The sequence below is a fragment of the Halomonas campaniensis genome (assembly GCF_002211105.1).
Classification (GTDB): Bacteria; Pseudomonadota; Gammaproteobacteria; order Pseudomonadales; family Halomonadaceae; genus Vreelandella; species Vreelandella campaniensis_A.
Window position 1 is genome coordinate 1 of the sequence record NZ_JPUA01000026.1, and the last position, 13,772, is coordinate 13,772.

The window sequence follows — 13,772 nt, forward strand, 5'->3', positions numbered from 1 at the left end:
GATGTCGTTCTCCTCACGGGCGAGGTGTTCAGCCAGTGTGCCGCCGACCTGGCCGGCGCCGAGAATAATAATTTTCATTAGTCGTTAGGTCACTCCGGCGACATGTTAATGCAGATACTCACCTACCCAAGGGGAAACTGTCGAGGGTAGGGAGCTTCAGATCTCTACTTTTGGCCGACGAAAAAGGCTTTTTTTACGTCTTTTTGACGGCTAACGCCTTAAACGCCATCGAATTTTTACGCCTGCAATCTCTAAGCTCAAGGTGCCAATCAAAGGAGGCACTTTCATGAATATTGCATTGCTAATTATCGCGACCGGCACAGCGGCGTATCTATTTTACGCACTTATCTGCCCCGAGCGTTTTTAGGAGATTACCATGAACGATATGATCGCTATTTACGCCCTCGTGGCTCTGCTTAGCGTACCACTGGGTATCTACATTGCCCATGCGCTAGGTGCCCAGCCGAACCGTCTCGACACGCTGTTTGGCGTGATTGAAAAGCCTATCTACCGGTTGGCGGGCGTTAACAGTCAACATGCCATGACGTGGCAAGTGTACGCGTTAGCCATCCTGAAGCTGCATATGGGCTTGATACTGCTGGCATGGCTAGTGTTTATGTGTCAGGGCCTACTGCCAATCAATCCGGACGGCATCCCCGGCATGGCTTGGGACACGGCGCTGCACACGGCGGTGTCCTTTGCTACCAACACCAACCAGCAGCACTACTCTGGCCAAGCGCAGCTTTCGCATTTAAGCCAAACCTTCGCCATTGTCACGCTGCAGTTCTTAACCCCCGCCACGGGGCTCGCAGTGTTGGTCGCCATTGCCCGCACTTTATTAGTCGCTAAACCTGCCAAGGTGTTAAACGGCGTTGGCAACTACTACCACGACCTTACCCGCACCCTGGTACGGGTTATGTTGCCACTGGCAGCGGTAGTCGCACTATTGCTCACATGGCAGGGCGTACCGGCCAGCTATCAGGCCGCCCACCAGGTAGAGATGCTGGATCCCCAGGTGGAAGAAGTGCAGTCGATTCCCTTAGGCCCGGTGGCGTCCATGGTGGCGATCAAGCAGTTGGGTACCAACGGGGGTGGCTGGTACGGGCCCAACTCAAGCGTGCCGCTTGAGAACCCCACGCCGCTGGCGAACGTTATCGAAACCGCTTCGCTGACGATTATCCCCGTGGCGCTGCTTATTGCGATTGCTCTGATCAGTGGCCGACGCCGACTAATGATGGGCATTGGCGCCGTAATGATCGCGTTCTCACTGATCTCCACCTCGGTGGTGGTCTATTCGGAACGCATGCCAAATGCTGCCCTGGCCGAACTCTCCCAGCCGGGGGCCAATTTGGAAGGCAAAGAGCTGCGTTTTGGCACTGACCTTTCCGCTCTGTGGGGCAGTTGGACAACGCAAACCTCCAACGGCTCAGTCAACGCCATGCACGATAGCTTCAACCCCATGGGCGGCATGATGCTGCTGATGGATATGTTCGTGAACGTGACCTTCGGTGGCGTGGGCGTTGGGCTGATTGGCTTCTTTCTCTACCTGATGTTAGCGGCCTTTGTGGGCTCGTTGATGGTGGGCAGGGCGCCCGAGCTTTTTGGCAAACCGTTAGAAACCCGCGAGATGCGCTGGATTTCACTGGCGATTCTGGCTCAGCCGCTGGTCATCCTGGGGTTGAGTGCGCTGACCGTAGCGATGCCAAACGCTGCCGCCAACTCAAACCCAGGGTTCCATGGCTTATCCCAAGTGCTTTACGAATTTACCTCCGCGTTTGCCAATAACGGCTCTGGTTTTGAAGGGCTGGGTGATGACACTCCATGGTGGAATATCGCCTGCGTGGTCGCCCTGTTGATTGGCCGCTTCTTACCCATGCTAGTGCCATTAGCGGTAGCCGGCTGGTTGGCCGCTAAGCGCACGGCACCGGCGGGGCGTGGAACCCTACCTATGGATAGCCCCGCCTTTATGGGCTTAACCGCAGGGGTGATTGTGATCGTCAACCTGCTTGGCTTCTTACCGGCGTTAGTGCTTGGCCCGATTGCAGAATCCGTCGTGCAAGGCTTCTAGGAGAAAAGAGATGTCACATACAGAGCTTGCTAAACAGCCGCGTCGTTCGCTGCCCATTGGCCAGGTCGTCGCCGGCGCGGTAAAAGGGCTTGCGCCCCATCTACTGGCGCGCAATCCGGTTATGGCAGTGGTCGCCATTGGTACCGTGGTGTGTTTCGGGCTAACGCCGGTTGCCTTCGCTCAGGGCGAAAACGGCGGCTTTGCGCTCACCATTGCGCTACTGCTGCTCGCCACCGTGCTGTTTGCCACCGGTGCGGAGTCACTGGCGGAGTCCCGGGGTAAGGCCCATGCAGGAGCGCTGCGCAAAACCAAAGGGGAGCTCAAGGCGGCTAAGCTAAACGCTGACGGCACCACCAGCGCCGTGACCGCCGACTCGTTGCGTAAAGGCGACCGAGTGAAGGTGGTGGCAGGTGAGCTGATTCCGGCAGATGGCGATATCGTCGAGGGTGCGGCGTCTATCAATGAGTCGGCGGTAACCGGTGAGTCCGCGCCGGTGCTGCGTGAAGCGGGCACTGATAACAGCGGCGTCAGCGCGGGCACCAAAGTGCTCTCGGATCAGCTGATTATTGAAGTCAGCGCCAACCCCGGTGAGTCCCTGCTGGATCGCATGATTGCCTTGGTAGAGGGCGCCAGCCGTCAGAAAACGCCTTCCGAGCTGGCGCTGTCGGTGCTGCTGGCGATGCTGACCCTGGTCTTTCTGATTGTGGTGGTGACGCTGGTGCCCATGGCCGCTTTCGTAGGAGTAGAAACCTCGACGGTCATGCTGGTAGCGCTACTGGTGTGCTTGATCCCCACCACTATTGGCGGTCTTTTACCCGCCATTGGCATTGCCGGTATGGAGCGCGCCATGCGGGCCAACCTGGTCGCCAAGTCAGGCAAGGCGGTGGAGATTGCTGGCAGCATCGATACGCTGTTGCTGGATAAAACCGGCACCATTACCCTGGGCGACCGCCGCGCGACGGAGTTCGCCCCCTGTCAGCAGGTGTCGCGGGACAAGGTACGCGACGCGGCGTTCCTGACCTCCCTGGAAGACCCCACGCCGGAAGGCCGCTCGATTGTGGCGCTCGCCACCGAGCAGGGGGTGGATGTGCAGCTCAGTGAAGAAGCGGATGGCGCAACCTTTGAAGCCTTCAGTGCTGAAACCCGACTTTCGGGGGTGGATCTAACCAGCGGTAAAAAGCTACGGAAAGGTGCCCCCAATGCCATCGCCGAGTGGGTAAGGACGCAGGGCGGCGATATCCCCAGCGACTATAACCAGGTCATTGAGCGTATATCTCGGGATGGTGCCACCCCCATTGCGGTGGCGGAAGATAAGCAAGTCTTGGGCGTAGTAGCACTGTCTGACGTGATCAAAAGCGGCATCGCGGAGAAGTTTGCCGAGCTGCGTGCCATGGGTATCAAAACGGTGATGATCACCGGTGACAACCCGATTACCGCTTCGGCGATAGCCGCCACGGCTGGGGTCGACGACTACATTGCTGAGGCCACGCCTGAGCGTAAGCTGGCGCTGATTCGCGAAGAGCAGGCCAGTGGCCGACTGGTGGCCATGGTGGGTGACGGTACCAATGACGCTCCGGCGCTGGCCCAGGCTGACCTTGGTCTGGCCATGAATTCCGGCACCCAAGCCGCCCGCGAAGCGGCCAATATGGTCGATCTGGACTCCGATCCCGGCAAGCTAATCAGCGCGGTGGAAATTGGTAAACAGCTGCTGGTGACACGAGGCGCACTGACCACGTTCTCTTTGGCGAACGATGTCGCTAAGTACTTCGTGATTTTACCGGCACTTTTTGCGGCAAGTTTCCCGGCGCTGGGCGTGCTGGATGTAATGAACCTGCATTCACCCACTACGGCGGTGCTGGCAGCCGTGCTATTCAATGCGCTGATTATCCCTGCATTGATTCCCTTTGCGCTGCGTGGCGTGTCCGTAAAGGCCGCTTCGGCGACGGTACTATTGCGCCGCAATCTGCTGATCTACGGTCTTGGTGGTCTGCTACTACCGTTCCCTGCCATCAAGCTGTTCGACATGCTGATTGCGCTGTTTATCTAGGAGAAGCGTCATGAATATAGGTATTAAAGATCCCGCGGCGATTAATGACGAAGAACAGCAGGCACCAACGTTTGAGGCAAAAGCCACTTGGGGCAGTGCGCTGCGTTTTATGGTGGTGATGGCCGTTCTGCTTGGGCTGGTGTACCCCTTAGCGACGACAACGGTCGGTGGCTGGTTGTTTCCTGAGCAGGCGCAAGGCAGCTTGGTTCGTGACGCCGATGGTCGGGTAGTGGGTTCAAGCCTGGTGTCGCAAACCTTCGTCAGCGATGAATACTTTATCGGTCGCCCGTCAGCGGCGGGCAACGATGCGGGTGGAGTTTCTGGCTCTAACCTGGCACCTAGCAATGAAGCGCTTCGTGAGCGTGCCCAGGCCGATGCCCAGTCGATTGCCCAGCGAGAAGGCGTCAGGGTCGATCAAATCCCGGTTGATCTGATCACCGCTTCGGGTTCCGGGGTTGACCCGCATATCTCGTTACCAGCCGCTGAATTACAGGTTGCAAGGGTAGCGCAGGCGCGTGAAATCGACGAAGCTAGCGTCACTGAGCTGATCGGCCAAGCGCTTGAAAACACGGGCTGGCTGGGGTCGCCAGTGGTCAACGTATTGCAGTTGAATGTGAGTTTGGATGAGCGTTTTCCCGTCGCCACCACCACATCGTCCGTCCCCCCTGTGGAGTAGCTAAATGTATTCAGCGGATCAGCGACCCGATCCCAATGCATTGCTAAAAGCCGCGCGCCGAGAGGCGCGCGGCTGTTTGCGTGTTTTTTTGGGAGCCGCCCCCGGCGTAGGCAAAACTTACACCATGCTTCGCACGGCCCGGGAGCGGGCAGAAGAGGGTGACGATATCGTAATTGGCGTGGTGGAGTCCCACGGGCGCGCCGATACCGAAGCCTTCTGCGAGGGGCTGTCGCGTGTTCCGCTGGCGCCTTTACAGCACCATGGCCGAACGTTTTACGAATTCGATATTGATGCGGCCCTAGAGCGGAAGCCCACCATTCTGCTGGTAGACGAGTTGGCCCATCGCAATATCCCCGGCAGCCGACATCCACGGCGTTATCAGGATATCGAAGAGTTGCTGGATGCGGGGATTGATGTCTGGACAACGGTGAACGTCCAGCATTTGGAAAGCCTTAACGACGATGTGGCCCGGATTACCGGCATACGCATGCGCGAAACCGTTCCCGATACGTTGTTGGAGCGCGCTCGGGATGTGTCGCTGGTGGATTTAACCCCGGAGGAGCTGCTCGAACGCTTAAGACGCGGCAAGGTATATATCCCGGAACAGGCACGCGCCGCCATGGAGGGCTACTTTAATGAGTCGAACCTCAATGCGTTGCGCGAGCTGGCGATTCAAACCATGGCCGAGCGGGTGGATGCCGATGTAAAAGTGGCCATGGATGCCAGCGGCAGAGCAGGCCCTTGGCCGGTAAGGCCGCACCTGCTGGTGGTCGTTAACGGGAGTGAAGACGATGTGTCCCTCGTGCGCGCAGCCCACCGAATGGCCGAGAGGCGTCTGGCCGTATGGCGGGCGGTCTATGTAGATAAAGGTGTCGCCTCGCCCGAGCAGCAGCTAACGGTTGAGAAAATATTTAGCCTGGTGACCCGCCTGGGAGGCGATTCACTTCGCTTGCAGGGGCATAGCCAGCTAGGTGAAGTGATCAACTACGCCCGCTCGATTAATGCCACCACGATTATGGTGGGCCGCGACGGCAAGCGCCGCTGGTGGCCGTGGTTGCGGTTGCGGCCGCGGCCGCTTGCCCAACGCTTGATCGCGCATACCGATGTCTTTGATATCGTGGTAGTAGCGCAGGGGAGCGTGAAGCAAGGTAGGCGTAAGCGGCAGCCTGGCTGGAGAGTGCGTCCACCTCAACTACTCGCTACCAGCTTGGCGGTGATGGCCTCATTGGGAATCGCCCACCTGCTAGAACCCTGGCTGGAGCTTGCTAATCTGTCGCTGGTGTTTTTAGCCGCCGTGCTGTTCAGCGCTATCTGGGCGGGCACCGCTATGGCCATGTTGAGTGCCGTGGTGGGCTTTTTGGTGTTTAACTTCTTCTTTACAGAGCCGCGTTTGACCTTTGCCATGGTGGAGCGGGGGCAACTACTGACGGTGGTGTTCTTCTTTTTGGTAGCGCTAGTGGTGGGGCAATTGGCGGGCCGTGGACGCCAGCGTTTAGTCGCACTGCGGGCCAGCCGCGACCAGACCCAGCTTCTGTTGCGCTACGCCGAGCAGCTTTCCACCGCCACCGACAGTGCCAGCGCCGCTAAAGTGGGTGTCGATACGCTGGTGCAGTGTTTTGAAGTCCCCGTTATCTTTATTGAAACGGCGGAAAGCGCTAGCGAGGTGCAAGTGGTCTACGCGCTACCGGATGCCGAGCGTTTGGATATGACCGCCAAGCAGGCAGCGGTATGGAGTTGGCAGCACCAAAAACCGAGCGGTCGGGGCACTCAAACGTTGAGCCAGCAGGCGTGGCGCTTACTTCCGCTGGCGGTGCATGGCGAAAAAGTGGGGATGCTGGCGCTCAAACTGTCGGCAAGCCCAAAGGCGCTCAACCATGAGCGTGAGTCGCTAATTGACACCCTGGTGCGGCAACTCAGTATGGCCCTGGAGCGCACGCGTTTGGTGGCCGAATTGAATACAACGCGTGTGTCCGAGGAGAACGAGCGCTTACGCTCGGCGTTGCTCTCGTCGGTTTCTCATGACTTGCGCACGCCGCTGTCATCTATCATTGGCGCCACCAGCTCACTAATTGAGCTAAAACCCCAGCTCAGTGAAGACGATCAGCGCGAGCTGCTAGACGGTATCTTATCCGAGAGCGAGCGGCTCAACCGCTATATTCAAAACCTGCTCGATATGACGCGGCTGGGGCACGGCACGCTGAAAATAGAGCGTGACTGGGTGTCGTTTGACGACGTCATCAACTCAGCGCTGAAGCGACTGGGGCAATCGCTAAAACACGTCGTGGTGCGCAAACAGTGGCCCACCACGCTGCCGTTGTTGTACGTTCATCCCGCGCTGGTGGAGCAGGCGCTGGTTAACGTGCTGGATAACGCCCAGCGCTTCTCTCCGCCAGGCGGCGAGCTGCTGATCAAGGCCCACCTTAATGAAGGTGATCCAGCCACCTTGGTAATCACCATTGAAGACCAAGGCCCAGGGATTTCCCCCGAGCTGCGCGAGCAGGTATTTGATATGTTTTACAGCGGCGGCGACGGCGACCGCAGTGCCCATGGCAGTGGCCTCGGTTTGGCCATTTGTCGTGGCATGATTGGCGCCCATGGCGGCACGATTAATGCTGACACCGGCGAAAGCGGACGGGGCACAGCGATTATTATTACCCTGCCACTGTTGGGCGCAGATATTAGGAGTGTTGATGAAGAGTGAAGGCAGTGGGCGCATTCTGATTGTTGACGACGAACAGCAAATACGCCGTTTTCTTCGTATCAGCCTAGCCTCTCAAGGCTACGCTGTGCTGGAGGCAGAGAACGGTGAGCAAGCCTTGGCAGCGGTATATACCCAAGCGCCCGACGTGGTGCTGCTTGATTTAGGCCTACCCGATATGGATGGCCACGAGGTGCTGCAGGGCATCCGTGAGCACAGCGCTGTGCCGGTAATTGTCGTATCCGTGCGGGATAGGGAGGAGGAGAAAGTCTTATCGCTGGATAACGGCGCCAATGATTACGTTACTAAACCCTTCGGCATCCAAGAACTGCTTGCTCGCATTAGGGCCGTACAGCGTCAGTCGCAGCAAGCGAGGGGAGAGGTGGCCGCTAGCTACTATGTTAGCCAGGGACTGGTGATCGATCTTGAGTTAAGGCAGGTTTCTCTGCACGAGGTACGTGTGCATTTGACCCGCAAAGAGTTCGCCGTGCTGGCCCGTCTTTGCCGCTATGCCGGGCGCGTTGTCACCCAGACCCAGTTGCTTAAAGAAGTATGGGGGCCGACCCATGTAGACGACACCCATTACCTGCGTATTGTGGTCAGCCGCCTGCGCCAAAAGCTCGGCGATGACCCCCAAACACCCGTACTGCTACAAACAGAAGCCGGGGTCGGCTATCGGCTGTTGGTAGAGCCAGCTCAGCGACCCGCAACGTCCTAGGTACCTGGAAAAAAACAATAGGTGCCTGAAAAAACTAGCGGCGCCAGAACATCGGCGTCATTAGCACTACCACCGTCAAAATTTCCAGGCGGCCCATCAACATACCGATACACAGCAGCCATTTTGCCGCCTCGGGTAGCGACGAAAAGTTACCCGCTGGGCCAATAGTATCTCCAAGGCCGGGGCCGACGTTGGCCACCGCAGTGGCTGCACCAGAAATAGCGGTAACTAAATCCAGCCCAAGTGCCGAAAGGCTAAGGGCCAGTGCCGCAATGGTAATAAAGAAGAAGAACGAGAAGGCCACCACGCTTCTGGAGATATCGCTGGTGACCGGCTGCTGATTATAGCGAGTAGTAAACACGCCGTTGGCATGAATGAGATAACGCAGTTGGTTGAGCAGCATCAGCATGGCAATTTGAAAGCGGAAAATCTTCATGCCACCGCTGGTAGAGCCACTACAGCCGCCCACAAAAGTTAGGTAGAAAAAAGCAGTCACCGGTAACGCGCCCCATAGCGTGTAGTCGTCAGAGGCGTATCCGGTGGTGGTCACCACTGAAATCACGTTAAAGGTGACGTGGGTAAGCGAAACAAACCAATCATCGCCTTGCAGCACCCGCCACCCGCTAAGCACTACTATCGCGACCAGTAACAGCTTTAAAAGTCCGCGTACCTGCTGGTCTTTCCACAGAGCGGTGCGCGATGTACGAATAAAGCGAATATATAAAACAAACGGCAGCGCCCCGCTTAGCATAAAAAAGCTGCCCATCCACAGTAGCCATGGCTGCTCGGCGTAAGCCCCAAATGAAGCATCCGAGTTGGCAAAACCACCGGTAGCCAGGGACGTCATGCCGTGCACAACAGCATCAAGCGGTAACATGCCTCCCGCCCAATAACTCACCATGGCCGCAAGCGTTAGGGCTACATAAATGCTTAGCGTCGCTTTGGCAATGCCGCCTGTGCGGGGCATGACTTTGTCCGACCAGTCGGAAGACTCGGTATGAAATAGCCGCATACCGCCCACTTTCAGAAACGGCAGAATGGCAATGCCCATAACGATGATGCCGATGCCGCCCATCCACTGCATTAAGCCGCGCCATAGCTTCAATCCGTCGGAGAAATGCTCAATCCCCACCATCACCGTCGAGCCGGTGGTGGTGATGGCAGAGACGGATTCAAAGACGGCATTAGTCACGCTGAGCTGGGGCGCGCCTAAAATCAACGGTAGGCTCGCAAAGCCAGTAATGCTTGCCCAACTGGCCGCTGTAAGCACAAACATTTGCCAGGGCTTTAGCTCCAGAGACACTTTGCGCGTGAGTAGCCAAGTGGCTAGGGTAGCACTAAGAACAATCAGAATAGACACGCCAAAAGCAGGGGCGTCTGGGTCATTCTCTACCAGCAATACGATCCAGGGAATCGCCATGAACATGGCAAGCACTAACCACAATACTGCCATGATTTTAAATATTTGCGCCCAGTTACGGTAAGCGTCTCGGTAGTACAGGCCGCTGGGAAAAATGGTCATATTGCCGCTCTTAATTTGCCCTAGTGTTCAGCGTGGTATCTCACCATGGCAATTACTAAAAGTCTGTAAAATTCTCCTAAAAAAATGACGTTGGTCTAAAAAAACCGGCCCCAAAGGAGCCGGTCGTCAGCATGCCGTTCAAGCGAGAGTAGCGGTGTTGTCAATGGCCTAAAATTAACCTTTAACGCCCCCGGCGGTTAACCCGCCAATAATCCAGCGCTGGCAGATCAGGAAGGCCACAGTGATTGGCAGCCCCGAGAGCACGGCAGCAGCGGCGAAGTCGCCCCAGCGCTGATTGTGGTCGGCCAGGTATTGCTGGGCGCCCACCGCGAGGGTGAGCTTATGCTCATCCACTAGCAGCACCGATGCCATGGGGTACTCCATGATGCTCATCACAAACGCCAGGATGAACACCACCATCAGAATCGGTACCGACAGCGGCAGCAGGATGTAGCGAAACGCCTGCCAGGTGCTTGCCCCGTCCACCATGGCAGCTTCTTCGAGCGACCCGTCGATGGATTCGAAGTAGCCCTTGATCGTCCATATATGCAGCGCTACCGCGCCGAGCGAGGCGACAATCAGCGCGCCATGGGTGTTGATCCCCAGCCAGCCGACGAACTGACCCAGCCGGTCGAACAGTGCGTAGAGCGCCACCAGCGAGAGCACGGCGGGGAACATCTGGAAAATCAGCATGCCTTTCAACAGCGGCTCCTTGCCCTTAAAGCGCATACGGGCAAAGGCGTAGGCGCTGGTGGTTGCTAACATAAGAATTAATACCGATGACACGACTGCTACTTTGATGGAGTTCCACAGCCACAGCAGTACCGGAAAGGGGGGCTGGACGATGCTACCGTCCGGGCGCTCCCAGGGAATACCCAGCGCCAGTGACCAGTGCTCCAACGAGAAGCGCTCGGGGATCAAGCTCCCCGAGGCAAAGTTTCCCTCACGAAACGAGATTGAAATTACCAACAGCAGCGGAAACACGATCAGTGAAACAAAGCCGATCAGCGCCATATGGGCGCCCCATCGCCGTGCGCGAATGGAGCGGGGTTGAACCATCGCCATCGTAAACCTCCTAAACTTTAACCTTGGAAAGCCGCAAATTCACCACCGACATGCCCACCACCAGCAGGAAGATCAGCGTAGCAATGGCTGCCGCCAGACCGAAGTTCTGGCCGGCATCCTGGAAGGCGATGCGGTAGGTATAGCTCACCAGCAGGTCGGTGGTGCCCGCGGGCGTGCTGGCACCCAGAATGTCCGGGCTGCCCCCGGTGAGCAGCGCAATCAGTACGAAGTTATTGAAGTTGAATGCAAAGGCGGCGATTAACAGCGGCGTGAGTGGCTTGATGATCAGCGGCAGAGTGATCTTCATCAGGTTGGTGATCGGCCCGCCGCCGTCTACCGCCGAGGCCTCGTAAAGATCGCCGGGGATCGACTGAATCAGCCCCATGCACAGCAACAGCATGTAGGGGTAGCCCAGCCAGGTATTGACGATCAGCAGCATGGTTCGGGCTAGCCAGGGGTCGGTAAACCACTCCGGCGAAATGCCGAACAGTGCCTCCAGAATCATGTTCACCTCACCAAAATGCTGATTGAACATGCCTTTGAAAATCAGAATCGAAATAAACGCTGGAACCGCGTAGGGCAGTATCAGCAGCGTCCGATAGACCGCCTTGCCCTTGAGCTGATCCCACTGCAGCAGCGAGGCGAGGACGAACCCCACGGCCAGCGTGAACAGTACGGTGAGCCCGGCAAACACGAAGGTCCAGACAAATATCTGCATAAACGGCCCGCGTATATCCGGGTCGGTGAAGATCTTGCTGTAGTTGGTGAAGCCCACGTTCACCGGCCACCCAGGGGTGATGCGTTCGCCGTTCTCGGTGACGAAAAAGCCGATATCGTTATCCGGCGTCAGCACCTGACCCTCCTGCTGATCATAAAGGCTGCCGTTGTCACGAATCTCATAGCGGTCGATCATTGGCGCGAACTGGCGCAGGCCCGCCATGCGTAGCTCGGTGCCCCCGGGCGTTTGCAGGCGCAGCGCCTGGAGGGCGTCGCGGGCCTGGATAGCTGCGCGCATGGGAAGCGGCTCACCTTCGGGCGGGCCGTCTACGGCTTGGGTTGGAGCGCGACGGACTTCGCTGTTAGTTAGGTTGATCGCGGCGGATAGTAGCCGGTCGTTGTCGCCCGCAGGAGCGTCGCTTTCCAGGTAGAGGCGCACCAGCTCGTCCTGCTGGTAAAGCGAATAGGAAAAGGCTGCGCCCTCTGCTTGGTAGCTTTGGGCGGTGAGCTGAGCGCGCACGCGCTCCTGGCTGAGCAGGTTGTCCGAGCTGTAGTTACTGAAGCTAATGCCGACGGTATACACCAGCGGGAACATAACGAAAACGCCAAGCCCGGCCACTGCCGGGAAAATATACCGGTGGCTCATCAGCGAACGTCGACTGAATACCACGCCCAGCGACGTGCCAAGCACTAAAAATAGCAGCGCAAACACCCATTGGCCGTGCAGATAAAAAGCCATCACCAGCCAAAGTAGGGCCAGTACCATCAGCCCGATCACGCTGCGCATTGCCCAGCGGGAATAGCGTTCGGCCACATGGCGGGAGCGGTGGCGGGGCAAACCCCGCGAAGCATTCGTGGTAAACATTAAAGATGTCCTGCGAAACTGCCCGGCCTTGCCAGCGGTGTGCCATGGCAGGGCAGTGAAGGAAAGGCGAGTGGCTACTGGCGCATACGCCGCGCGGCGGCATCCAGTGCTTCCTGGGGGGACTGACGCCCGCTGCCGATGTTTTGCAACGCGGGTTCCATGGCTGCCCAGAAGGCGCCCATTTCAGGAATGTTCGGCATTGGCATACCGACTTCAGCGTTCTCGAGGGTAGCCGCGATGTTGGGGTTGTCGGCAAGCTCGGCCTGATAGTCGATGTGGGCCACGGCCCCCAGCGACCCATCGCTGTTGAAGGTGCGCATACCCTCCTTGCTGAGCAGGTAGTTTTCCAGGAACTCGACGGCCAGGAAGTCGTTGGGCGACGCTGAGTTGATCATTGCCGTCATAACGCCAAACATGGGCTTGGCACGTTCGTCGCCGACCTTGGGCAGCAGGGCGACGCCGTAATCAATGTCGCTGCGCTCAAGGTTCGGCCAGGCCCAGGGGCCGCTAATCATGGTCGCCACTTCGCCCTTGTTAAAGCGGTTATCCATGATGCTGTAGTCGGTTCCCCGCGGCACCACGTCGCTTTCGATCAGCTCGACCAGCAACTCAGCACCCTGTACGGCGCCTTCGTTGTTAACGCCAATATCGGTAACGTCGTAGCCTGCGTCAGTTTGTTTAAACGGGTAGCCACCGTTAGCGGCTAGCAGCGTCCAGCCGTAGTAGGGCTCGCTGTAGTCGAACAGGATGGCTTTTTTACCCTCTCGGGAAAGCGTCTCGTCCAGCTGCATTAGCTCGGCAAAGCTCTCCGGTGGCGTGTCCACCAGGGCTTTGTTGTAAATGAGGCCGAGTGACTCCACTGAAATGGGGTAGCCATAGGTTTCGCCATTCCACAGGGCCGCTTCCCAGGAGAAGTCATAAAAAGACTCACGGAAGCTGTCACTAGGCGCTATCTGTTTTAATAGGCCGCTTTGTGCCCACTCGCCAATCCGGTCGTGTGCCCAGATCACGATATCCGGCCCTTGGCCACTACCTGCCGCCTGTTGAAAACGGTCTGTCAGGTTATCCGGAAAGACCACCTCAACTTCGATGCCCGTCTCTTCAAGAAACTGATCGGCCAGCAGCTGAATGCCTTCCTGGCCCTTGTTGTCGCCCATCCAGATGGTTAAGCGGTCATCTTCGAACGCGAAGGCTGGCAGGGTAGCGCTGGCAGCCAGAGTGGCTGTCAGTAGCGGTCTGATAAAGTAGCGTAGCGTTGCCATCGAGTAATAACCTCATTGTTGTTGTGGTCATTTATTTATCAACTTCCGCAGAGTGGCCAATTATGCGCAAGGTCACCTCCTCCTCAGGGGGCGTAGCAGTGGCGTATATCAAGGGCGTAGAGTAAAAGTGGAAG

Annotated in this window: 10 protein-coding genes; 6 read left to right on the top strand and 4 right to left on the bottom strand. The window is 57.6% G+C overall.

Annotation, left to right across the window (positions count from 1 at the left end):
• The first annotated feature begins 286 nt into the window (after positions 1-286).
• Genes kdpF through JI62_RS08810 form a run of 6 tightly spaced genes read left to right on the top strand, consistent with a single transcriptional unit; the run spans position 287 to position 8,207 of the window.
• Positions 287-367: a K(+)-transporting ATPase subunit F gene (kdpF, locus tag JI62_RS23185; protein ID WP_081742537.1), complete on the top strand. Its 81-nt coding sequence runs from the start codon at positions 287-289 to the stop codon at positions 365-367.
• Between the two features lie 9 nt (positions 368-376).
• Entirely contained in the window at positions 377-2,068 is a 1,692-nt protein-coding gene (kdpA, locus tag JI62_RS08790; protein WP_088699801.1) for a potassium-transporting ATPase subunit KdpA, read from the top strand.
• 10 nt (positions 2,069-2,078) lie between these two features.
• Entirely contained in the window at positions 2,079-4,115 is a 2,037-nt protein-coding gene (gene kdpB, locus JI62_RS08795) for a potassium-transporting ATPase subunit KdpB (protein ID WP_088699802.1), read from the top strand.
• A gap of 10 nt (positions 4,116-4,125) precedes the next feature.
• Positions 4,126-4,791 carry a potassium-transporting ATPase subunit KdpC gene (kdpC, locus tag JI62_RS08800; protein ID WP_088699803.1) on the top strand — a complete coding sequence of 222 codons (666 nt, stop codon included), beginning with the start codon at positions 4,126-4,128 and terminating at the stop codon, positions 4,789-4,791.
• Positions 4,792-4,795: 4 nt separating this feature from the next.
• The gene (locus tag JI62_RS08805; RefSeq protein ID WP_088699804.1) at positions 4,796-7,492 is read left to right on the top strand and encodes a sensor histidine kinase; all 2,697 of its coding nucleotides are present in this window, start codon (positions 4,796-4,798) and stop codon (positions 7,490-7,492) included.
• Positions 7,482-8,207 (top strand): response regulator, encoded by a 726-nt coding sequence (locus tag JI62_RS08810; protein ID WP_088699805.1) that lies wholly within the window; start codon positions 7,482-7,484, stop codon positions 8,205-8,207. The genes JI62_RS08805 and JI62_RS08810 overlap by 11 nt, the downstream gene beginning before the upstream one ends.
• Before the next feature lie 34 nt (positions 8,208-8,241).
• Here the strand turns inward: JI62_RS08810 and JI62_RS08815 are convergent, their stop codons facing one another.
• The 4 genes from JI62_RS08815 to malE form a co-directional block, all read right to left on the bottom strand.
• The gene (locus tag JI62_RS08815) at positions 8,242-9,729 is read right to left on the bottom strand and encodes a TrkH family potassium uptake protein (protein ID WP_088699806.1); all 1,488 of its coding nucleotides are present in this window, start codon (positions 9,727-9,729) and stop codon (positions 8,242-8,244) included.
• Between the two features lie 174 nt (positions 9,730-9,903).
• Positions 9,904-10,794, bottom strand: coding sequence for a maltose ABC transporter permease MalG (malG, locus tag JI62_RS08820; RefSeq protein ID WP_027957650.1), 891 nt, complete (start codon positions 10,792-10,794; stop codon positions 9,904-9,906).
• 10 nt (positions 10,795-10,804) lie between these two features.
• Entirely contained in the window at positions 10,805-12,376 is a 1,572-nt protein-coding gene (gene malF, locus JI62_RS08825) for a maltose ABC transporter permease MalF (RefSeq protein ID WP_088699807.1), read from the bottom strand.
• 74 nt (positions 12,377-12,450) lie between these two features.
• Positions 12,451-13,638, bottom strand: coding sequence for a maltose/maltodextrin ABC transporter substrate-binding protein MalE (gene malE / locus JI62_RS08830; protein ID WP_088699808.1), 1,188 nt, complete (start codon positions 13,636-13,638; stop codon positions 12,451-12,453).
• Positions 13,639-13,772: the final 134 nt, after the last annotated feature.